Origin of the sequence: Aeromonas sp. FL131, from assembly GCF_049860615.1 — a bacterium.
Classification (GTDB): domain Bacteria; phylum Pseudomonadota; class Gammaproteobacteria; order Enterobacterales; family Aeromonadaceae; genus Aeromonas; species Aeromonas hydrophila.
In genome coordinates, this window is sequence record NZ_CP187595.1 from 3,020,599 (window position 1) to 3,042,030 (window position 21,432).

The 21,432-nt window shown below is 61.1% G+C and carries 26 protein-coding genes, 1 tRNA gene and 1 pseudogene; 15 read left to right on the top strand and 13 right to left on the bottom strand.

Going from position 1 to position 21,432, the window contains the following annotated elements; translation table 11 throughout:
* Window positions 1–16: 16 nt before the first annotated feature.
* Complete coding sequence (hemA, locus tag ACPW75_RS13870; RefSeq protein WP_016351604.1) at window positions 17–1,276, bottom strand: glutamyl-tRNA reductase; 1,260 nt, start codon at window positions 1,274–1,276, stop codon at window positions 17–19.
* A 121-nt stretch (window positions 1,277–1,397) separates the two neighbouring features.
* Between hemA and lolB the strand changes: the two genes are divergently transcribed.
* The 11 genes and pseudogenes from lolB (at window position 1,398) to ACPW75_RS13925 (ending at window position 12,693) form a co-directional block, all read left to right on the top strand.
* Window positions 1,398–1,982, top strand: coding sequence for a lipoprotein insertase outer membrane protein LolB (gene lolB / locus ACPW75_RS13875; RefSeq protein ID WP_077096062.1), 585 nt, complete (start codon window positions 1,398–1,400; stop codon window positions 1,980–1,982).
* Between the two features lie 26 nt (window positions 1,983–2,008).
* Entirely contained in the window at window positions 2,009–2,878 is an 870-nt protein-coding gene (gene ispE, locus ACPW75_RS13880) for a 4-(cytidine 5'-diphospho)-2-C-methyl-D-erythritol kinase (protein ID WP_077096094.1), read from the top strand.
* Window positions 2,858–2,932, top strand: a tRNA-Gln gene (locus ACPW75_RS13885). Before ispE ends, ACPW75_RS13885 begins: the two co-directional genes overlap by 21 nt.
* Window positions 2,933–3,241: 309 nt before the next feature.
* Complete coding sequence (locus tag ACPW75_RS13890) at window positions 3,242–4,189, top strand: ribose-phosphate pyrophosphokinase (protein WP_005298464.1); 948 nt, start codon at window positions 3,242–3,244, stop codon at window positions 4,187–4,189.
* 102 nt (window positions 4,190–4,291) lie between these two features.
* Window positions 4,292–6,283, top strand: coding sequence for a bifunctional metallophosphatase/5'-nucleotidase (locus tag ACPW75_RS13895; RefSeq protein WP_077096061.1), 1,992 nt, complete (start codon window positions 4,292–4,294; stop codon window positions 6,281–6,283).
* Between the two features lie 197 nt (window positions 6,284–6,480).
* Window positions 6,481–7,077, top strand: coding sequence for an aminoacyl-tRNA hydrolase (pth, locus tag ACPW75_RS13900; protein ID WP_077096060.1), 597 nt, complete (start codon window positions 6,481–6,483; stop codon window positions 7,075–7,077).
* Between the two features lie 234 nt (window positions 7,078–7,311).
* Window positions 7,312–8,403, top strand: a complete 1,092-nt coding sequence (ychF, locus tag ACPW75_RS13905) for a redox-regulated ATPase YchF (protein ID WP_016351608.1) — start codon at window positions 7,312–7,314, stop codon at window positions 8,401–8,403.
* Window positions 8,404–8,623: 220 nt separating this feature from the next.
* Window positions 8,624–9,811, top strand: a complete 1,188-nt coding sequence (locus tag ACPW75_RS13910; protein ID WP_077096093.1) for a tyrosine-type recombinase/integrase — start codon at window positions 8,624–8,626, stop codon at window positions 9,809–9,811.
* Entirely contained in the window at window positions 9,798–10,502 is a 705-nt protein-coding gene (locus tag ACPW75_RS13915; RefSeq protein WP_077096059.1) for a hypothetical protein, read from the top strand. The genes ACPW75_RS13910 and ACPW75_RS13915 overlap by 14 nt, the downstream gene beginning before the upstream one ends.
* Window positions 10,503–10,574: 72 nt before the next feature.
* A complete protein-coding gene (locus ACPW75_RS13920; RefSeq protein WP_077096058.1) occupies window positions 10,575–11,150 on the top strand; it encodes a hypothetical protein in 576 nt (191 codons plus the stop codon).
* 273 nt (window positions 11,151–11,423) lie between these two features.
* A pseudogene (locus tag ACPW75_RS13925) lies at window positions 11,424–12,693 on the top strand (transposase).
* Window positions 12,694–12,727: 34 nt separating this feature from the next.
* Here ACPW75_RS13925 and ACPW75_RS13930 read toward each other — a convergent pair.
* The 6 genes from ACPW75_RS13930 to mobQ all read right to left on the bottom strand — a co-directional run bounded on the left by ACPW75_RS13930 (window position 12,728) and on the right by mobQ (window position 16,166).
* Window positions 12,728–12,898 (bottom strand): recombinase family protein, encoded by a 171-nt coding sequence (locus ACPW75_RS13930; protein ID WP_081398589.1) that lies wholly within the window; start codon window positions 12,896–12,898, stop codon window positions 12,728–12,730.
* Window positions 12,899–13,044: 146 nt separating this feature from the next.
* Entirely contained in the window at window positions 13,045–13,503 is a 459-nt protein-coding gene (locus ACPW75_RS13935) for a hypothetical protein (RefSeq protein ID WP_205733762.1), read from the bottom strand.
* The gene (locus ACPW75_RS13940) at window positions 13,500–13,775 is read right to left on the bottom strand and encodes a hypothetical protein (protein ID WP_077096057.1); all 276 of its coding nucleotides are present in this window, start codon (window positions 13,773–13,775) and stop codon (window positions 13,500–13,502) included. The genes ACPW75_RS13935 and ACPW75_RS13940 overlap by 4 nt, the downstream gene beginning before the upstream one ends.
* Window positions 13,775–14,383, bottom strand: coding sequence for a hypothetical protein (locus ACPW75_RS13945; protein ID WP_077096056.1), 609 nt, complete (start codon window positions 14,381–14,383; stop codon window positions 13,775–13,777). The genes ACPW75_RS13940 and ACPW75_RS13945 overlap by 1 nt, the downstream gene beginning before the upstream one ends.
* A gap of 1 nt (window position 14,384) precedes the next feature.
* The gene (locus ACPW75_RS13950; protein ID WP_077096055.1) at window positions 14,385–14,717 is read right to left on the bottom strand and encodes a hypothetical protein; all 333 of its coding nucleotides are present in this window, start codon (window positions 14,715–14,717) and stop codon (window positions 14,385–14,387) included.
* A 225-nt stretch (window positions 14,718–14,942) separates the two neighbouring features.
* Window positions 14,943–16,166, bottom strand: coding sequence for a MobQ family relaxase (mobQ, locus tag ACPW75_RS13955; protein ID WP_077096054.1), 1,224 nt, complete (start codon window positions 16,164–16,166; stop codon window positions 14,943–14,945).
* 505 nt (window positions 16,167–16,671) lie between these two features.
* On the opposite strand from mobQ, the gene traD reads away from it, so the two are divergent.
* The 4 genes from traD to ACPW75_RS13975 are packed head-to-tail and all read left to right on the top strand — an operon-like array spanning window position 16,672 to window position 18,427.
* Entirely contained in the window at window positions 16,672–17,145 is a 474-nt protein-coding gene (gene traD / locus ACPW75_RS13960) for a conjugal transfer protein TraD (RefSeq protein WP_077096053.1), read from the top strand.
* Window positions 17,146–17,394, top strand: coding sequence for a hypothetical protein (locus ACPW75_RS13965; RefSeq protein ID WP_179101394.1), 249 nt, complete (start codon window positions 17,146–17,148; stop codon window positions 17,392–17,394). It abuts the gene before it with no gap.
* Entirely contained in the window at window positions 17,388–18,101 is a 714-nt protein-coding gene (locus ACPW75_RS13970) for a hypothetical protein (protein WP_218668661.1), read from the top strand. The genes ACPW75_RS13965 and ACPW75_RS13970 overlap by 7 nt, the downstream gene beginning before the upstream one ends.
* Before the next feature lie 14 nt (window positions 18,102–18,115).
* On the top strand, window positions 18,116–18,427 hold the full coding sequence (locus tag ACPW75_RS13975; protein WP_077096052.1) for a hypothetical protein: 312 nt from the start codon (window positions 18,116–18,118) through the stop codon (window positions 18,425–18,427).
* A gap of 11 nt (window positions 18,428–18,438) precedes the next feature.
* Here the strand turns inward: ACPW75_RS13975 and ACPW75_RS13980 are convergent, their stop codons facing one another.
* The 6 genes from ACPW75_RS13980 to ACPW75_RS14005 form a co-directional block, all read right to left on the bottom strand.
* Window positions 18,439–18,651 (bottom strand): hypothetical protein, encoded by a 213-nt coding sequence (locus ACPW75_RS13980; RefSeq protein WP_077096051.1) that lies wholly within the window; start codon window positions 18,649–18,651, stop codon window positions 18,439–18,441.
* Window positions 18,651–19,289 (bottom strand): DNA-binding protein, encoded by a 639-nt coding sequence (locus ACPW75_RS13985; RefSeq protein WP_077096050.1) that lies wholly within the window; start codon window positions 19,287–19,289, stop codon window positions 18,651–18,653. Before ACPW75_RS13985 ends, ACPW75_RS13980 begins: the two co-directional genes overlap by 1 nt.
* Before the next feature lie 257 nt (window positions 19,290–19,546).
* On the bottom strand, window positions 19,547–20,104 hold the full coding sequence (locus ACPW75_RS13990) for a recombinase family protein (RefSeq protein WP_003100847.1): 558 nt from the start codon (window positions 20,102–20,104) through the stop codon (window positions 19,547–19,549).
* Window positions 20,098–20,469 carry a hypothetical protein gene (locus ACPW75_RS13995; protein WP_003100853.1) on the bottom strand — a complete coding sequence of 124 codons (372 nt, stop codon included), beginning with the start codon at window positions 20,467–20,469 and terminating at the stop codon, window positions 20,098–20,100. The genes ACPW75_RS13990 and ACPW75_RS13995 overlap by 7 nt, the downstream gene beginning before the upstream one ends.
* Window positions 20,466–20,966, bottom strand: a complete 501-nt coding sequence (locus tag ACPW75_RS14000) for a hypothetical protein (protein WP_003100856.1) — start codon at window positions 20,964–20,966, stop codon at window positions 20,466–20,468. Before ACPW75_RS14000 ends, ACPW75_RS13995 begins: the two co-directional genes overlap by 4 nt.
* On the bottom strand, window positions 20,963–21,289 hold the full coding sequence (locus ACPW75_RS14005; protein WP_003100858.1) for a hypothetical protein: 327 nt from the start codon (window positions 21,287–21,289) through the stop codon (window positions 20,963–20,965). The genes ACPW75_RS14000 and ACPW75_RS14005 overlap by 4 nt, the downstream gene beginning before the upstream one ends.
* Between the last annotated feature and the right edge of the window lie 143 nt (window positions 21,290–21,432).

Consider the following 21,432-nt stretch of genomic DNA (forward strand, 5'->3'; position numbering starts at 1 on the left):
GCTGGTCGCCCCAAAACTATGACTCTTGTGACAACCCCAGCACCTGGCGCAACTGGGCCAGCTGGTGGTGATCCCCCTGGGCCGCGGCATGGCGCAGGGCCTGGGTCGGTGCGTGGATCAACTTGTTGGTGAGGCGGTGGGCCAGCGCCTTGAGCGCCTGCTCAGCATTCTCGCCCTGCTGCAGGGCCAGCAGGGCGCGCTGCAGCTCTTCGTCGGCCACCTGTTGGGACTGGTGGCGGTAATCGCGGATGAGATCCACCGAGTGCTGGCTGCGATACCAGCCCATGAAGTCGTCGCGCTCTTCCTGCACGATGAGCTCGGCCTCGGCGGCGGCCCGTTTGCGGGTCTCGAGATTCTGCTCGATGATGCCCTGCAGGTCATCCACCGTGTAGAGATAGGCGTCCGAGAGCTCGTCCACCTCCGCCTCGATGTCGCGGGGCACGGCGATGTCCACCAGGAACATGGGCTTGAAGCGGCGGGCCTTGAGGGCGCGCTCCACCATGCCCTTGCCGATGATGGGCAGCGGGCTCGCAGTGGAGCTGATGACGATGTCCGCCTCGTGCAGGTAGTCCGGGATCTCTTCGAGCGTCATCACCTGGGCGCCGAACTCCTCGGCCAGCAGCTGGGCCCGCTGCAGGGTGCGGTTCGCCACCATCATCTGGGTGACGTTCTGCTCGCGCAGGTGGCGGGCCACCAGTTCGATGGTCTCGCCGGCGCCGACCAGCAGCACCTTGGTCTGGGAGAGATCGGAGAAGATCCGCCGCCCCAGGCTCACCGCGGCAAAGGCCACCGACACGGCGCTGGCGCCAATCTCGGTATCGGTACGCACCCGCTTGGCCACCGAGAAGGATTTCTGGAACAGCCGCTCCAGCGACCCCTTCACCGCCTCGGACTGCTGGGCATGGGCGTAGGATTGCTTGATCTGCCCCAGGATCTGCGGCTCCCCCAGCACCAGGGAGTCGAGCCCGCAGGCCACCCGCATCAGGTGGCGGACCGCCTCCTCGTCCTGATGCTGGTAGATGGCGGAGACCACCTCGGCCGCATCCAGACCGTGGAAACGCTGCAGCCACTGCAACACCTGCTCGCCCTGCCCCTGCGCCAGGCTGCAGTAAAGCTCGGTGCGGTTGCAGGTCGAGACGATCACCGCCTCGCTTACACCGGGTTGGGCGACCAGCTCACGCAAGGCGCGATCGATGCAGTCCGGGCCGAAGGCGACCCGCTCCCGCAAGGCGACACTGGCGGTGTTGTGGTTGATTCCGAGGGCAAGCAAACTCATGAGTGGGCGTGGATCGTATCTGTGCGCTGGGAGTAAAGGCTGCCAATTGTACGAGAAAGGGTAAGTCTTTAAAAGCGATACGGCCGCCCCGTATACTGTGGCAAATCACCTTTTCCGGAGCATGACCTTGTTGTTGCGTCTTTTCACCCTTGGCTGCCTGCTGTTGCTGGCCGGTTGCGCCACTACCCAACCCCAGCGTGATCAGGTCAACTGGCAGCAGGAACGTACCCGCCTCGAGCAGCTCAGCCACTGGCAGCTGTCGGGCAAGATGGCCATTATCACCGCCCAGCAGAAGGGCAGTGCCCGGGTCAACTGGCAGCAGGATGGCGACGACTACCGCCTCAACCTCACCAGCCTGATCGGCACTCACATCCTCGAGCTCTCCCGCAACAAGGGCGAGATTACCCTGATCGACAACGAGGGCAACCCGCACCAGAGCCAGGATGCCGAGGCGCTCATCTATCAGCTCACTGGCTGGAACATTCCGGTGGCCGGGCTGCCGGAGTGGATCAAGGGCTTGCCGGGCCAGGCCGAATTCGAGCTCAACCCCGACCGCAGTCTGGCCAGCGTGCGGGACGGTCAGTGGCAAATCGTCTATGACGACTACCGGGATCAGGACGGCTACCGCCTGCCGCACCTGCTCACCATGACCGGCCAGGGCAGTCGCCTCAAGCTGCAGATCAACCAGTGGACCATAGCCCGCTGATGGCGGCCATCGACAAGGACTCCCCCATGAGCGCCATGCGCTGGCCGGCTCCGGCCAAACTGAATCTCTTTTTGCACGTCAACGGCCGTCGCCCGGACGGCTACCACGAGCTGCAAACCCTGTTCATCTTCCTCAACCACGGCGACTGGCTCGAGTTCGATGTGATCCTAGGAAGCGACAAGCTCACGTTGAGCCCGGCCATTCCCGGCGTGCCCGACGAGCAGAACCTGATCATCCGTGCCGCCCGCCTGTTGCAGGCCAAGCTGCCAAGCCCGCAGGGAGCCCATATCCGGCTGGAGAAGGTGCTGCCCATGGGCGGCGGCATCGGCGGCGGCTCGTCGGACGCCGCCACTACCCTGGTCGCCCTCAACCACCTGTGGCAGGCCGGTTTGAGCGAAGACGAGCTGGCCGAACTCGGCGTGCAGCTGGGCGCCGACGTGCCGGTGTTCGTGCGCGGCAAGGCCGCCTTTGCCGAGGGGGTCGGTGAACGGTTGCAGCCGGTCGAGCTGCCGAGTGCCTGGTATCTGGTGCTCAAGCCCGATTGCCATGTGGCGACCGCCGCCGTGTTCCAGGATCCTGACCTGCCCAGAGATACCCCGAAAATGGCATTGCACAATCTGCTGGAAGGGGAGTGGAAAAACGATTGCGAATTGCTGGTGAAAAAGCGCCACCCCGAGGTTGCCAATGCGCTCGGCTGGTTGCTAGAATACGCGCCGTCAAGAATGACGGGCACAGGAGCCTGCGTCTTTGCTCAGTTTGAAGACGAAGTGGCTGCTCGGGAAGTGTTGGCAAAAGTGCCGAAAGGATGGGATGGGTTTGTCGCCAAGGGCGAGAACATATCACCACTCTTCGCTGCATTGCAACAAGTCAGTGATTGGGGTATCGCCAAGCGGTAAGGCAGCGGGTTTTGATCTCGCCATTCCTAGGTTCGAATCCTAGTACCCCAGCCATCTCCTGAACATCGAACAGGGTATATCGATTCACCTGCCGCAGCAGTCTTGCCGGGAGTGCACACTCCCCCTCGCCGGTTGCAGCACCCATCGTTACCCTCTCGTTGTCGGGAGGTCACTGGTCATCATGGATGACGGGGCGTCGACCAGCACGACGCTCAACCGACTTGCCGCATGCAACGTAGGCACCTGGCCTGAAAGCAGCCTATAGTGGTCTGACCCGTCAACTTGATAAATCGTTTGCCCCAAAACGATAAGGGTCTGAATAAGACTCCCCACATACTGGATGCAACCCCGAGGTTTCAAACCGTGCCTGACATGAAGCTGTTTGCTGGTAACGCAACGCCGGAACTAGCCCAGAAGATCGCAGATCGCCTGTTTATCAAACTCGGCAATGCTGCCGTAGGTCGCTTTAGCGACGGCGAGATCAGCGTACAGATCAACGAGAATGTACGTGGTGGCGATATCTTCATCATTCAATCCACCTGTGCCCCGACCAACGACAATTTGATGGAATTGATCGTGATGGTGGATGCTCTGCGTCGTGCTTCAGCTGGCCGTATTACTGCCGTTATTCCCTACTTTGGTTATGCCCGTCAGGACCGCCGCGTCCGCTCCGCCCGTGTTCCCATCACCGCCAAGGTCGTCGCCGACTTCCTCTCCAGCGTCGGTGTGGATCGTGTGCTGACCGTTGACCTGCATGCCGAACAAATCCAGGGCTTCTTCGACGTCCCGGTCGACAACGTGTTCGGCAGCCCGGTGCTGCTGGAAGACATGAAGTCCAAGAACCTCGAATCCCCCGTGGTCGTGTCGCCGGACATCGGCGGCGTGGTACGTGCCCGTGCCATCGCCAAGCTGCTGGACGATACCGACATCGCCATCATCGACAAGCGTCGTCCCCGCCCGAACGTCTCCCAGGTCATGCACCTGATCGGTGACGTGGCCGGCCGCGACTGCATCATCGTCGACGACATGATCGACACCGGCGGCACCCTGTGCAAAGCCGCAGAAGCCCTCAAGGAGCGCGGCGCCAAGCGTGTATTCGCCTACGCCACTCACCCGGTCTTCTCCGGTTCCGCCGTGGAGAACATCAAGAACTCCGTGATCGACGAACTGATCATCACCGACTCCATCCCGCTCACCGCGGAGATGAAGGCGGTCGACAAGGTCAAGCAGCTGACGCTCTCTTCCGTGCTGGCCGAAGCCATTCGCCGCATCAGCAACGAAGAGTCCATCTCTGCCATGTTTGAGCATTGATAGACCCTGTTGTGACAAAAACCGCCAGCTGGCGGTTTTTGTCTTTTTAGTCCCAGTTACACCCGGTACTGCCCTGCCCCGTCGCAGGTTAAGGATTGTTCCATGAATCGCTTGCGCCCGCTGCTGCTCCTTGCCTTCTGCAGCTTCCTGTTCGCCTGTCAGCCCGGCAATGAAGGCCAGCCCTTCGTGCTGACCCTGGCTCACATGAACGACACTCACTCCCAGTTTGACCCGGTCAACGCCGAGCTGAAGGGGCCCATCTTTGGCAAGCAGGGGGAGACCGACACCCTCTACACCCGCTTCGGCGGCTATCCGCGCCTGCTCACCATGGCGAAATCCTTCCAGGCCGATGCGCTGGCCAAGAACCAGCCGATCCTGCTGCTGCACGGCGGCGATGCCTGGCAGGGCAGCGGCTACTTCAAGCTCAACGAGGGGATGGCCAACGCCGAGCTGCTGAGCCAGTTCGGCCTCGACGCCATGGCCCTTGGCAACCACGAGTTCGATCTCGACAACCAGAAGCTCGCCCGCTTCATCCAGGGAGTCAACTTCCCGGTGCTGGCCGCCAATCTGGACACCCGCGACGATCCGGATCTGCGCCACGCCGCCAATCTCAAGCCGTTCGTCATCTACGCCTTCGACGGCAACCAGAAGAGCCCGGTCAGCGATCTCAACAACCTGCCCCAGGGCAAACAGCTGGTCGCCGTGATGGGGCTGGTGCTGGAGGACATGGCCAACATCTCCCCCAACGTCGGCAAGCTGCGCTTTGGCAACGAAATCACCTCGGCCCAGGCGACGGTGGACCTGCTGCGCCAGCACGGCATCAACCAGATCGTGGCGCTCACCCACATCGGCAACCAGCGGGATCTGGCGCTGGCGGCCAAGGTGAACGGCATCGACGCCATCGTCGGCGGCCACTCCCACAGCCTGCTCGGCGATTTTCGCAACATCGGCTGGGGCAACACCGGCGAGTACGCGGCGCTTGTCACCAACCCGGACGGGGTCGGCATGACCTGCGTGGTGCAGGCCGGCTCCTATGCCCAGGCCATCGGACTGGCTCAGGTGAGCTTCGATGCTCAGGGCCGGGTCATCGCCTGCAAGGGCCAGAACCAGCTGCTGGCCAGCCGCGACTTCTTCGCCGATCCCGCCCGCAAGCAGGCACTGGACGAGGCCCGCGGCAAGCAGGCAGCCAAGTTCATCGACGCCCAACCCAATCTGGTGACCGTGGATGAGGATCCCCGCCTGCGCGGCATCATCGACAGCCACTACAAGCCCGCCCTCGAGCAGGCCTTCGGCCCCGTCATCGCCACCCTGCCGGCCGCCCTGCAAAATGCCCGTCGCCCCGGTGACAACGGCAGCGACAGCCACGGCTCCGACGTCGCCCCGCTGGTGGCCGAGGGTCAGTACTACTGGGCCAATACCCCGGCGGTGCAGGCGCTGACCGGCGGCCCGGTCCACTTCGCCCTGCTGGCGGTGGGCGGCGTGCGCGCCGATCTGCCGGCCGGCGAGCTGCGCGAAGGGGATGCGGCGCTCACCCTGCTGCCGTTCAAGAACCAGCTCTCGGTGCTCACCCTGACCGGCGCCGACGTGCGCGCTCTCTTGACCGAGACCATCACCGCCACCCTGCCCGCCAGCGCCCACGCCGGCAAGTTCCCCTACGGCGGTCACCTGCGCTACACCTTCACCGAGACCACGCCGGGCAAGCGCGGCACGCTGACCCAGCTGCAGTGGCTGGACGCTGACGGCCAGTGGCAGGATCTGGTGGATGCGACGCGCTACCGGGTGGTGATGAACGCCTACAGCGCCAACGGCAACGACGGCTGGCAGGTGCTGGCCCGCGCCCAGGCTCAGCACGCCGAGCGCCAGGATCTCGCCTGGCAGGATGGCAAGTTGACGGCGTTCCCGGTCGAGCGGGTGGAGCAGAGCGGCGATCAGCTCAGCGCCCGCTATGCCGCCGGCCATCAGCTTGACTGCAAGGCAAGCGGCATGGATTGCGGCACCGACGCCGCCTCCTTCGTGCAGTATGTGCGCGAACAGCACCCGACCCTGACGGCACTGGCGGAAGAGACAGTCACCCTGGTGCGGGCCGCCCAGTAAGTCGGCTCTGCCACCGGCAAGCCACACCACGGGCCCCACGCTGGGGCCCGTTTTGCTGCCGTTGGCCACCGGTTCTCCCGCTTTTCCCCGGCACTGGCCGAGCTTTGGTTGAGTGATCGCCAGTCGGCGGCTAGAATATTGCGTCCCATTGCCCTGGGCAGTCGGCCCATTGCAAGCAGCGAGTGAAGAAATCAAGCGTGACAAGCCAAATCAAACTGATCGTGGGTCTGGGCAATCCCGGCCCGGAATATGCCAAGACCCGCCACAACGCCGGGGCCTGGTATGTGGAGCAACTGGCACGCTGGCACAACGTCAGCCTGCGCGAAGAGCCCAAGTTCTTCGGCCACACCGCCCGCATCCAGGTGGATGGCCAGGATGTGCGCCTGCTCATCCCGAGCACCTACATGAACCTCTCCGGCAAGGCGGTGGCCGCGCTGGCCCGCTTCTACCAGATCGAGCCGGAAGCCATGCTGGTGGCCCACGATGAGCTGGACCTGCCCCCCGGCATCGCCAAATTCAAGCAGGGCGGCGGCCACGGTGGCCACAACGGCCTCAAGGACATCATTGCCAGGATGGGCAACAACAATAATTTCTTCCGGCTGCGGCTGGGGATAGGTCACCCGGGCGCCAAGGAGCTGGTCGCCGGTTTCGTGCTGACCAAGGCCCCCAGCAGCGAACAGAACCTGATCGACGCCGCACTGGACGAGTCCCTGCGCGCCACCGACATTCTGTTCAAGCAGGACATGACCAAGGCCATGAATCGTTTACATAGCTTCAAGGCCGAGAAAGTCTGAATACAGATGCCTGACACGCGTCAGGATCGAACAATATGACGGGTTCGCCCAAGAACCTGTTCATGCTCTGTAACGAGAGGTTGTCAGCAAGGTAAAGCGCAGCGCAGGAACCGGAGCGTATAGTCATACGTGAGGATTCCGAGCAGCACATGAGCCTTGATCACAGCCTCGCAGCAAGAGCGTGGACAGGTTCTGCGGCCCTCACACAGCATCCATCAAGTAAGGTAACAATCCATGGGTTTTAAATGCGGTATCGTGGGCCTGCCCAATGTAGGCAAATCCACCCTGTTCAACGCGCTGACCAAGGCCGGCATCGAAGCCGCCAACTTCCCGTTCTGCACCATCGAGCCGAACACCGGCGTGGTACCGATGCCGGATCCCCGCCTCGATCAGCTGGCGGCCATCATCAATCCGCAGCGCGTTGTGCCGACCACCATGGAATTCGTGGACATCGCCGGCCTGGTGGCCGGTGCCTCCAAGGGTGAAGGTCTGGGCAACCAGTTCCTGGCCAACATCCGTGAAACCGAGGCCATCGGTCACGTGGTGCGCTGCTTTGACGACGAGAACATCGTCCACGTCGCCGGCAAGGTCTCCCCGGCTGACGACATCGAGGTGATCAACACCGAGCTGGCCCTCTCCGACCTGGATGCCTGCGAGCGCGCCATCAACCGCCAGTCCAAGCGCGCCAAGGGCGGCGACAAGGATGCCAAGCTGGAAGTGGAAGTGCTGGAGAAGATCAAGGTGGCACTGGAAAACGGCCAGATGATCCGCGGCATGAAGCTGGACAAGGATGAGCTGGCCGCCGTCAGCCACCTCAACTTCCTGACCCTCAAACCCACCATGTACATCGCCAACGTGGCGGAAGATGGCTTCGAGAACAACCCCTATCTGGACAAGGTGCGCGAGATCGCCGCCGCCGAGAATGCGGTTGTGGTGGTCGTCTGCTGCGCCATCGAGGCCGACATCGCCGAGCTGGACGATGCCGACCGCGCCGAGTTCATGGCTGACCTTGGCATCGAAGAGCCGGGCCTGAACCGGGTGATCCGCTCCGGTTACGAGCTGCTCAAGCTGCAGACCTACTTCACCGCCGGCGTGAAAGAGGTGCGAGCCTGGACCATCCCGGTCGGCGCCACCGCTCCGCAGGCGGCCGGCAAGATCCACACCGACTTCGAAAAAGGCTTTATTCGTGCCCAAACCATCGCCTTCGAAGACTTTATCACCTACAAGGGTGAGCAAGGTGCCAAGGAAGCGGGCAAGATGCGCGCCGAAGGGAAAGAGTACATCGTCAAAGACGGCGATATCATGAACTTCCTGTTCAACGTCTGAGTCAAATAAGCCATTTCACAAGATTTCATCAGATTACTCTGAAGTCCTAAAATAGCGTAAAAACCCCGGAATACCGGGGTTTTTACTTTCTAGAGATTGCATAAGGCTACTCTACCTTACCATCTCAAAGTGACTACATTGGTGTATACAAACATTGAACTGAATGACGAATGGTGTATATGATAATCCTATCATTCATCTTCTCAGATCCCGTAATACCATGCTGACAGATGCCCACTGCCGTGCTGCTAAGCCAAAGGAGCAGCTTTACCGCTTGAACGACCTACGTGGCCTCTACCTTGAAGTGAAGCCCAACGGAGTGAAAGCTTGGCGTTACCGCTTCAAGCTCGCGGGCAAGGGCTCATGGTTTGCACTCGGCGATTACCCTCTCGTCAGCTTGGCCGAGGCACGTGCCAAGTGCGATGAGGCACGTAAGCTGGTCAAACAAGGGATCAATCCCGTTCAGAACCGGCAGCTGGAGCGCCTAAAACGCGAGCACGATTCCGCCAATACCTTTGAGGCAATAGCTAAAGAGTGGCTAGCTCTGCGGGACTGGGAGGAGGTCACCAAGAAGCGTCGCCTGGATATGCTGGAGCGGGTTGTTTTCCCCAGCATCGGTAAGCTACCGGTAAGAGACATAACACCAGCTCACGTTCTCGATATCCTAACTAGGACAGTGAAGCGTGGCGCACCGACAGTTGCAGCCGAAGCAAAGCGCACCATGTCCGGCATTTTCGAGCTGGCGGTTGCAACCCTACGAGCAGATACCGATCCGGTATGGCCTGTCCGGAAGGCACTACCTGCCAACAAGACGCAGCATAAAACCGCACTGACTACTACGCAGATCGGCAAGCTGCTCAATGACTTCGACAACCACCGCTGCGGCTATCAGGTCAATTTCTGCATACAGTTGATGTGGTGGACACTGGCACGACCGAGCGAGGCGGCAGAGGCGGAATGGACCGAATTCGATCTCGACGCAGCGCTTTGGACGATCCCAGCCCGGCGTATGAAAGCCCGCCGCGAGCATGTGGTTCCACTACCGGCCCAGGCTGTGCAAATGCTGCACCGCCTACATGCTATCAGCGGCGACAGAATCCACCTGTTTCCCGGCAGGGATGACCGAAACAAGCCAATGTCGGTACACTCGATCCGACAGGCGCTCAAGGTGCTGGGCTGGAGCGGCACTTACAGCCCGCACGGCACCAGAACCACGGGCAGCACCCGGCTGAATGAAATGGGCTATCGCCCGGATGCCATTGAGGCGCAGCTTGCCCACGCGGAACCCAACTCGGTGCGCCGCACCTATAACCATGCCACCTACCTCGAAGAGCGGCGGGGCATGATGCAGGCATGGGCGGACAAACTCGAACTCTGGAAGCAGGAGGCTCTCAATGGCAAAGGCTAATGAGCGGCGTCGGTTCCGCTTCGCACTGGTGAAAAGCATCCTGCGCTGTGAGTCGGTCAGGAAGCTGCCACGTGACCACAAAAAGCCGCTTTTCCGGTGGCTGGCAAATGGCTGGAGCATCACCGATACCCCGCCCGATACATCGCGTATCCGGGCGCTTGAAAAGGCTGCGTCCGATGCGCGTCGACTGCGGGCTGCGCTTGGCCGTCTCGATGCAAAGGACGCCGCCAGCCTGGACTTCAACTACAGCCAGACCATCCCGCTCTCAACCCGTCTGTACGCCCTGGAGGAACTGGCCAATGATGCCGATACGCTGGCCCGCGTCATCAAGGGCGAACAGGCGGACATCGTGCGGCTGCGGAAACGACAGACGGCGAAAAGCATTGCCAACACGCTTTCCATGTTCAGAATCCCGTTCAGCACGCGCAATGACTGGGATGTGGATGAGCGCAATGTGACGACTGCCATGCGCTGCGTGATGTTCGCCATGCTGGAAGCCGATGTGAAGAAGCTGCATTGGGGTACAGCCGCCGCCATCGTCAAGCTGGGCTTTCAGATGCTGACCGATCCTGACGAAGAGAAGGTGGTGTTTTCAGAGGGAAGAATATCAGTTACGGCAGAGGAAGCGGAGATTGCCCGGCTTCTCATGCGTGAGATGCCAATCTTCAATAGCATCAAGCTGGTGGAGTAACGGCAAGACTTCCGCTGGGCAGCGCAATAGCCTTATCATCTTGAAAAATAGCGGATAAGGTAAGCAGGCTTCATGCAGATTCGGGTACAGACCTACAAGGGAAAGGACGGACACCCCAAGCCGGGCAAGTCCGTTTCTCTGCTGCGCTACGCCTATGACCCAGAGAAGCGGCGCTCCAAGCAGGTCATCATCGGCACGGTAGATCGCTGGGCAACGGCACTGCCGCCCGAGATTGCGACCATCCTGACTGACGCCGAGCGCGAAGAATTCAGGGAGTGGGCTGCGGAGAGAGACCGGCAGCTTGCCGCACTTACCCAGAAACATCATCTGCTGCACGTCGCCGAACATATGGGATGGGCGGCAAAAGCACTGGCTGCCGGAGTGGAGCCAGTCCAGCCCGGACGGATTTGGGATGCACTGGACGTGCTGGCAAAAGCGCTTGAGAAGGCTGGGCACCCAAGGCCGGTTCGAGCACGCGGGCGTCCGTCGAAGAGCGAAACGCCGACGCCGGATGATCTCCTTACCAGCCCCTACGATGATCCGATGCTGGCAGCCGAGCAGGAAGAGATATATGAGCGGATGGCGGCACTGCCGGATTTCACCGCTGATAAAGGCGTATCCAAAGCCAAGCACAAGAGTAAGCGGTGACGTACATCTGGAGCCATTTTTGTGGCCGTGGTACTTCTCCTCATGATTGACTGGCCAATTGCATGGCACCAGTCAGCGCTATGCGCAGCGGAGACAAAAAGCTCTTCTGCCAAGGTGTCTGAGCTGAATACCGCAGCGCCTGTGCCAGAGCATAAGAATCTACACATCTTTTTGAATAATATTTGACCAGCCAAAAATAAATTTTCCGATCCTGGAACTGATCCAAGGATCACCGATCTATCTATGCAGTCATCTTTCACCGGCTGCACATTTATGGGACTCTTTACTGAACTCGAATTACCCTGCAATCTCGAACCCCGCTTACTCAGGCGGTACGAAACCTTGGTCAAAGAGCATACCATTGTGAATCCATCTAACGCTCCGGGCGTCAAAGCCCTCGCCAATCATCAACAGGCCTGGAGTTTCACTCAGGCGGCTTGGCGTTTCTTCAACAATGACAACGTCACTTTTCCTATGCTGGCTGAGCCATTATTTGCTCTGGCCCGTGAGGCTGCAACAACGTCGAATAGCCCCTTTTTATTAGTGGCCCATGACTGGTGCCGCTGTAATTTTCGTAAGCATAATAGTAAGTTAGACAAAACCCAGATGTCGCATGCACTGGACGTCGGCTATGAGTTACAGGCTTCTTTGCTGATTGATGGCTCGTCGGGGAAGCCCTTGGCTCCGCTTGGTGAATCTGGTCTCTAGCCGTGGAGTGTATCAGTGCCATGAGGTCACGCCTCAGCCTACACAGGGGCATCTTGACGAGCTGGTCGAGCGTATTCATCGGCAAGACCAACTGGGGCTGGACAAGCCCTTGGTACATATCATCGACCGTGAGGCGGACTCCTTGCCTCATCTGCGGCAATTGATGAACACGCGCTGGCTGACGCGCTGCAAAAAAGATTCGACCCTGCTGCATGACGGTAAGAGCAAACGGGTAGAGCAGATCGCTAGCTGTGTACCCAGTGAGGTGATTGGCAGGGTATCACTGCGAGGCCGCGTTGGGTTTCTGTTTGTCGGCGAAACGCTCGTCAGCTTAAAACGCAAAACAGAATCGCGTCCAGATGAACTGGTCACAGCACGGTTGGTGTTGAGCCGAGTCGTGGATGAAGCAGGCAAGGAGCTGGCCAGTTGGTATTTACTGAGCAATGTAACGGAGGTCAGTGCCCGGGAGATAGCACAATGGTATTGCTGGCGCTGGAACATAGAGTCATGGTTTAAGTTACTGAAATCAGACGGCTTTCACGTTGAGAATTGGCAGCAAACCAGTGGCGAGGCGGTATACCGTCGCCTACTGGTGAGCAGCATGGCTTGCACCTTGGCCCTCAAGCTGTATCAAGATGAAAGTGAAGACGCGCAAGAGCTGAAACACTTTTTGATCAGACTGAGCGGGAGAGTCACCAAGCGGTCGAAACCGGTCACGTTGCCCGCACTCCTTGCCGGTTTGTATCAATTCATTCAGATGCAGGAAGTAATGAACACCTATACCCCGGAAGAGCTACAGAGGCAGGCCAAGATAGCCAGTCGATATTTTGGTTAATGTGTATAGGGTTTGAGCTAACTTGTGTAGATGCCTATGCACTCAGGGCGCGAAGACAGTAATCCAGAGCAGGCCGATCAGCAGACTTCCCGCTGACCTTCTCTTCGTAGATGTCGGCACACCCGGCACGGGTCAAAGCATCCCGTTGTAGGTCGAGCCGCTGGTCATCCGTCGAAACGCGGGCGTAACCAAGACGCTTTCCCATACCTTTACCAAGCGTAGATAAACAGACGGATATTCTTACACATAAAGGCCGATTCCACACGGGCTTTATGGCCGCTGCTCGGATGCCTGAGAAACCACCGTTTTATGAACACTCGCCGGGCACGATGAAACACCAACAAATCCCGCTCACTGCCTGCCCTGCCACGCCTTCACGGCCTCGGCCTGCGTTGCATCCAGCCGTGGCAGGGCACGGTCTATCAGGTCATGGACGGCCTGCTTGTCGATCTCGCCGGGCATCCAGTCATCCAGCGCCACAAAGTCCGGCGACAAGCCACGCATCGCGGCCGCCAGTACCAAATCGGCACATGCACGAGCATGGCTGGCCGCGTAGGCGGTGCCGCCCTCGAACCTGATTCCCAGCGTTCGCAAAAGCTCGCTGGCCTCGTAGATACCAGCGTCCCCGAGTAGGGCGGTTGTGTCGGTCAGACACCCTGCGCCCGAAATGAACGAGCGCGAACGGTGCCGCCGCTCGCGCTCGAAGGTCTGCCAAAAGTGCCAATCGCCCGTTCCGGTCGCTGACGGCAGATTCAGCGCCGCCATGCCGCCGATGTAGCGCAGCGGACGCAGAGAGGTTGCCGGGATCACGCCATGTCCTCGCGGGCGTTGCGAAACTGGCCCATTGCCTCGGTTAGCCAGTAGGCCGCCTGATACTGCGGCCACGCTGCAAACTCGGGGTCGGCTGCGCGATGCTGGACACGCTCATAGAGCGTGCGCACACGACCAGCGACGGGGCCGCCCGGCTGCTCGATGATGGCGTGCAGCAGCCCGGCAAATGCCCCGCGGTCACCGCGATTGATGATCTCGTCGATGCCTGCGAGTGACCCCAGCGGATCGCCGGAAAGTCTAGCTGACTTCATCAGCCCCCCTGCCGCATCCGCTGAAAAATGGCGATGCGCTGGCCGGTCGATGGGGCACTGTCCCCCTCTCGCCAGTCAGGCATTTGCACGTCATCAGCACTGATGCCCGCTGCCAGCAGCAACTCGGCCAGCGCCACCGCGTCGTGATGACTCACCACACGCCCGTCGCTGAGGTGTGCAATGAGTTGCCCGCTCTCGCTGGTAATCGTCACCCCGGAATCGAACTCCCCGGCCCAGCCTGCCGCCGCTATCTTTTCTATGTCCTCAATCGACATGGGTGTCCCCGGCTGCGCCTTGCCATCGAGGGCATGGATAAAGCCGTCGATGGTGCCGGTTGCCTCGCCCTCGGCCCCCAACTGTCGATCCATCGCTCGGCAGACCCAGCGCACAAAAGCCTCCCAGCCTTCCCGTGTGATGACGTCGCGCCCCTCATGCTGGAAAAAATACTGATCGCGCTCAGTCGTCGGCCATGTCCACCGCAGCAATCGCTGCCGCAACTCAAACGGCACACGATCCACATACACGCCATCCCTGTCGCCAAACTCGTGAAAGTAGGCTGTCCGCGAAAACAGGAGAAATTGCAGGCTGTTGAGTTTGTCGATTGCCATGTCAGTCATACCGCCTTGTCACCCAAATGGGCAGCTCCAGCGGCAGGCTGACTTCGCCACGCTCGCGGGCCTGCAACTGCGCCCGCGCCCATTGGCCGTCTCGCTCCATCTCCGCCCGCAAAGGCAGAGGATAGGCGTCCTCGAACTGCTCCCGGTCGAACGTCAGCCCGCCCACGTCGAGCCGTTCGGGCATTGGCCGCTCATGGCCGCCCTCGCGCACCACCAGCACGCCGCCGCGCTGGATGATGTAGAGGGCGTCTGGGTCGGCATCCATGCGGGCAGGTGAAGCCATCACGAAGTCAGCTCGATTCTCATCGAACGTCCAGATTCTCATGTGCCACTCCCCTTGATCGGCAGAAGATGGCGGCGGGAATGTGGCGGTATTGTGGTGATGTGCCACGGTGTCGCCACCATGCTCACACACAGCCGCCACAGTATTACCACTGTCCTACCAACATCCCGCCACCATCGTTCCACCATGTCACCACCTTGTTACCGCCATCATTGACACCACGCCGCCACCGTCCTTCCACACTGTCACCACCATTGCCCCGCGCAGTCAGAGCGGCGGCGCAGCATCGGGATAGCCTTCCTGCTGCGATTTCGGGTCGGCATCCTTCGTGGCCTGTTCTTGCATGTTCCGCCGATCTTGCGCGGCCATACCGTTCGCGCAGGCGTGGGCGAACATGTCCGGCGTCATCCCCTGATCTTCGGCGGTATCCATGTACGCCACGAACTGCGCCTTGAGTCCAGCCAGAGGGGCAGTCAGTTCGGTCAAGCTGAGGCCGTAGTCAAACTGGGCGGCTTGCATGAATGCACGCTCGAACACAGCCCAGCGAGGGTCATCATTGCTGCATTCCGGCTGGGCCGCATCAGCCTCCTGTGCTGCGCGCAACTCAGCCAAGCGGCGCTCCAGGTCGGCCAGCGATTCCTCAACACGCTTGCGCTCACGCCCGAGCCTGTGCTCGGCGTTCCGGGCAAGGATGGCGCGGTTCAGGTTTCCCCAATAAGTGTCGATCCCCTGACGCTCTAATGCAGTAGCAGCGGCGCCGATGTGCACACCGGGCTGGCGATCAAGCTCTTCGGCGGCGGCCGTGTCGCCGCGTTCCAGCGCAACCTCCCGCTGCACTGACAGCGTGCGGTGGTCCCACCGTTCATCCAGACCAGCCAGCTCCATGTGCTTGTTGCCAATCAGCGCCCATTGTTCGCGCCAGTAGCGGAGCGTTTTCGGCCCTAGCTTGCGGTCGATGAACTCTCTCCCTTTGATCTTGGAGAAGCCATCTGACGTCAGTTCCCGCGTCGCCATCAGCAGGTGCGCGTGACTTCCTACGACGCCCTTCGCGGAGCCATCCCACGTTTTCGGATCGTCGCCGTGAATGGCAAAGTCCACAGGCAGCCCGTGCCGGTCGGCAACGCTTTGGGCAAGGTCGCGCACCAGGGCGATTTCCTGCTCCGGGGTGAGGTGATGCGGCAGGGCAACGATGAACTCGTGCGCCAGCCGCGCATCCTTCCGCACCTCTGCTGCCTCCACCGCATTCCACAGCGCCTCGCGGTGGTTGGCCCACGACGGCGCACCGGGTGGCAGGATGATTTCCGTGTGACCGACCCGGCACTTGCGCGTGTAGTCATGAACTTCGCCGGTGCGGTAGTCCGTCACGATGGAGCCACTGCGGTAGGCGATGGCGGCAGTCGCCGAAAATCCGTGCCCCTGCTTGGCGGCGTCCCGCTTCTTTCCTTTGCTGCCGCCATCGCGGCTGATGTAGTTCAGCTCCAGCCGGTACATGCCACCACCTCCATTGAAAACCCGTTGGCACCGCTTCCCTCGCTGAATGCAGCTTGAAGGGGGTCAAGGGGCACAGCCCCTTGCGCAGGCGTCGCGCAGCGATGCGTAACTGCACTGTTGCGGCTGGCGCAACAGATGAAAACCACCACCATCTTGGCCCCATGCGAGGCGCACGAGACACGCGAAGATGATACCGCCAAGGTGCGTTTTTGTCCTCATTAAATAGCATTTATTGGCAGCACCACTGTAAGTTGAAAACCCAATGGCGGCACGTCCGCAGTTGCTCGCACACGACGAGCATCAAAAAATAATTTACATGCCGGAATGGACTATAGTCCCCGCAAATAAAGGTCTACAAGCACAATCGCTGATTGATTCAGGGGCGCTTCGAGAGGCGTTTTGCATGGAGCATAGACCATGATCCGAGCGCAGCGACACATCTTGACGCAACGCTATTGCTAACTGATAGTTCGCTTTGAGACATGCCAAATGGAGCAGAGCAAAAGTGCAGCAAGCAGAGGAGCAGAAGCGCGGCAGGGGAAGGCGTCCGGCAAGCGAGCTGGAAGAGAAGCGCGAGCGCGAAATCGCCGCATTGGCAGCGGCAGTGGCGAAACAGCAGCAGCGGCTTGAAGAGCTGAAAGAGGCTCAGCGGAAGGCCCAGAAGTCTGCGCGGCGCACCTACCTGAATCAGCGCAAGTTCGCGGTCGGTGGTCTCGCACAGATAGCCGGGCTACTGGAGGCCGACCCCGGTTTCGTGCTCGGCCTCATGCTCGAAGCGGCGGAACAGCGCGACCGCGATGGCACTTGGCCCAGCGCGGTATTCGAGAAATACAAGCGACGAGGTGATGAGGTACTGGCCGCCCGTGCCGCCGCCCGCAAGGGCCGCAAGCAGACCGATGACGACGATGAAGACGACACTGGAGTCGAGGCCGTTGTCGCGCCATCTCAGGAATCCCGCTATCAGGAAGGAGCATCCTAAATGGCCGCCGCCATGCCTTTCTCACCGTGCGAAGATGCCACGTCTTGCACAGATCACTCCGTTGATATGCTGCGGTCGATCTTCGGCCCGGTCATTGATGCGCTAGTAACTGGAGCAGACCCGGATACCGTCAGCGCCGCGAGCAACGTGATCGCGACGATGATGTCGTTTTTCAACTCCGGCATCCTGATCGTTGGCACGCTCATTGTCAGCTACGTCGCGGCAATACGCCGAGCGACGCGATGGTGAAGCACCTGCACTTCACCTACGGCACCGCCCAACGCGACGAGGCCCGCGCCAAGGCATTCGCACAGGATGCATCCAAGGGCACCTTCAACCCCGGCCAACTCCCGTCCGCCTTCAACCAGCAACAAGGAATCGGCTGGAAGACCGACCCGGCCCCGTATTTCTGCGCGACGTTCCCAATTCACGACGGCAACCCGCAGCACTACCCGATTCTGGGCAAGGATACGAAAGAGCAGCACGCAATCCTGTTCGGCAGCGTGCCACCCGGTGGCGTGACCCCGAACGTCAAGTTCGAGCCTGCTCAGGTCGCGGCGGCGAACGCGGACGCAGCGCTGGCCGCAGCCGAAGGCAAGTCGCCCGCCGAATGGCTGTCGGACAAGGACGGCTACGGCTCGCTACCGACCGCGCCCATCGGCGGCTATCAGACGATGAGCACCCAAGAGATGCTGCTGACTGAGGCGGGGCGTCGGCTCAGCGACGCTGAGTGGAATAACAACGTCACCAAGGTATCCAGTCGGGCACTCTGGTCGGATTACGTCCATGCCATTGGCGTCAGTAACGTCATGGCCGAAGCCATCTACCGCAAGAAGGAGCGTGTCGAAGCTCTGCTGGCCACCTACACGTCGCAGAAGACCGAGCGGCTGCGGCGTCAGGCTCAATCAGCACATGAGCGGGCGCAGCGCGGCGGCGTGTCGCGCTGCATCCAATAGTGAAGGAGGGCAACATGTTTGTGTTTCTGCACCCAGACGTAATGGAACGACTCTGCATAGAGAAGGATGAACGTCAGAGGTTTGTCCAGGCGATGCGCTCGTGCCCCGGCGTGATCTTGGAGTTGCTGCCGTTCGCGCCACGAATACGCCGGCCAGAACCTCGGATCGTGCTGATTCCGTCGAGTTGCCGACGACAGCGGGAATACCGCCGTGAGGAACTGGTCATCTACTGCGACCGATTCGATCTCGTCGAGAAAATCACGCTGCTGGCGTACATCTCGATGCTCCAGATGCGGATCGAGCAGGAGGTCATGGAGGGGCAGTAAGCCTACCCCTGTCAGGCTTTCACGATAGCGGCGGCAGCAACAGCCGCCGCTTCGTTGTCGGGAGCCTCACGCGCCCACCAGGCTGGCTGGGCGGCAGCACTCGACAGCGCCCCGGCTGCCCACAATGCCAGTTCCTGATCGCCCAAATTGATAGCCTGAGTGAACACCGCGCCAAGCTGCCGCAGCTCGTCGGCCAGTTTCTGATATTCGGCGGCGGTCGGCATCAGTCACCCCGGCCCTTTTTGACTCCCTTCGGCGCAACGCCTGCCGCAGCCAGTCGCTCTTCGAGGCTGGCAAGCTGCCGCTGAACATCGCCAGCCGTGGCAAGCTGGCCTTGCAAGTCGATCACCTGCTGCTCGGCTTTGGCGAGTGCAGCACGAGCTTCCCGCAGTTCGACCTCCATGCGCGTTGCGTGCTCCGCACGCTCTTCCAGTCGGCCAGCCTTCAATTCCAGTGCCCGGTTCGTCTCACGCAACGCGGCAAGCTCATCGGCACGGGCAGCGTCCTGCGCCTCCAGCCGGGCGATTTCCTCGATCGCCTCGGCCAGTTCGGTCTTCATTGCGCTGACTCGGGCCTCGGCGTCCTTGCGCACCGCCTCGGATTCCACCCGCGCCTGCTGGGCAACCTCGGCGTAGATGCTGCGCACGAGGTCTGCCCCGCGTGCCAGCAAGGCGTCCGGCACTTCTACCGCAGCTTCTTCGCCTTTCTCGCGTCGAGCCTCCCAGTCGGCCAGCATCGGCTTGAGCGTGGTGAATGACCCGCCGACGCGCTGCTGGATCAGCCGGAAGGTGGGCTTGCCGCCTGCGGCGATGATGGCATCAGCGGCGGCATCCACCGCCTGTTGAGTGACGACCTGCTGCATGGCGGCCTCCTTCTCATCGTAGCATCGTAACGTGTTACGTTATGATAACGTAACGATAAGAAAAAACCAAGAGGAGACAGCCTTCGCTCCCTCCGGTCGCTGCGCGTCCGCCCGTGGACAACCTGCCCGCCCACAGGTCGGCCCGCCGCTGGCGGGTACGCAGGTATGCCCACCGGCTCCCTTGCCGGGGCTACTCGTCATTCAAAGAATGACAGGGGCTACTTGGGGTCGTCTCAGAAAACGGAAAATAAAGCACGCTAAGCGTGCGTGGAGGCTGGCACCCAGCGGTACAGCGTCGGAATGGACACGCCGAGGTTCTTGGCCACGTCCTTGGGCGGCACCCCGCTGGCCAGCAGCTTCTTGGCCGACTCGATCTTGCTGTCGGTCATCTTCGGCTTGCGGCCGCCTTTGCGGCCGAGCTGCTTGGCGACTTCCAGCCCGGCGCGGGTGCGCTCGACGGTCAGCTCGCGCTCCATTTCGGCAAGGCTCGCCATGACGTGGAAGAAGAACCGCCCGGATGGTGTGCCGGTGTCGATGGAGTCGGTGAGGCTCCTGAACTGGACACCGTGCTTGTGCAGATCGCCGACCAGATCGACCAGTTGCTTGACCGACCGGCCCAGCCGGTCGAGCTTCCAGACGACCAAAGTATCGCCTTCGCGCAGCATTTCGAGCGTCTTGGCCAAGCCAGGCCGGTCTGCCCGCGTGCCACTCACCTTGTCCTCGAAGACCTTTTTACATCCGGCCTTGCTCAAGGCTTCGCGTTGCAGCTCCAGGTTCTGATCCTGCGTCGAGACGCGCGCATAGCCAATCAACATGGCTTGTCTCGCGCCCGGTCGATGCGTTCCTGCATCGCCTGCATCACTTCTTCGTGGGTGTACGATCTGGCGTTGGCGTCGGTGGCTTGCCGCAGGGCTTCCTCAACCTCGCGCGTCATCCGCTCGTAATCCTCCGGCCACAGCGCTTGCTCCATGCGCAGCGACGCCTGACCCAGCAGGTGCAGCAGGCTGAACAGCCGCATGTCGTTGGTGGCGACGATGCGCTCCCGAATCTGCTCCTGAATAGCTTCGCTAGCCCGATGCGCTTGTGGTGTGGCAGTCCCCTCGTAGTCAGCGGGGAATTCCGCTTCCTCGGCAATCCTTGCCCAGGCGCTGGCCAGCGCCTCGATGGTTGACGTGCTCATTTCCGCCGCTCCTGTGCTCTTTGGCGAATCAACCGGCCAAGGGGCCTCGACGCGAAAACCAGCAGCATCACGCCTATCGGATACCAGGTCGAGAAGACCACCAAGGCATCGAAGGCTGGCCGTCCGGTGTTGGTAGGCAGTACGGCGGTCACAGCCATCAACCCGCCGACCGTCCAGATGATGCGCCACACGTAGGGCATCACGCGGGGCACGTAGCCGTCATCGAAAGCGGTCTGGTAGTAGCGGCGCAGGCCGCGCTCGGCAAGCGCCTGGCGCTGCCGCTCCGACAGCGCATCCGTCCGGCCATACCAGCGCCGGAATGGTGGACAGCGCAGCAGCAAAGGGGTGAAGAGGATCATCACCGCCACGATCGCGACACCCCACGCCATGACGGCGCCGGCATCGGGCCGCTTGGCGTTCTCGATCACGGGCGCGAAGACGCCCGGAGCACCGATCATCCAGAACAGCGCAATGTGCTGATGGAAGGAGAGCTTCATTTGCTCATCCACTTGCGCAGCAGGCGCTTTTTCAGGGAGGCGCGTTCTTGCGGGTTGCGTCCCTTGTGATTGGCGATGCGATCCGCCGTGGCGGCCTGGCGCTTGACGGGCCAGTAGGAGCGGCCATCCTTGCCCATCGACCAGACGCTGCTGGCCTGGTTTTCCAGCAGGGGCAGATGGGCGCTCAGGGCTTCGGGCGACGCGCTGGTCAGCGCCGTGCGCTCACGGGTGCGCCAGCGCTGATGCCAGAGCTTCTTGTCCTCGCGCTCGCTGCCGCAGGTCGTGTGCCCGACGATGGGTGTTTTGCGGCGGCTGCGGCTCATAACGTAGTGGTCTCCAAGAACATTCAGGACTGATCCCAGGCGTCGATGGTCAAGACCTGATCGGCAGGACAGGCGGCTACGCGGTCGGGAACTGGATGGTGTTCAGTCTCATGCCGACCCCATTCGATTGATCGCGTCGCTTG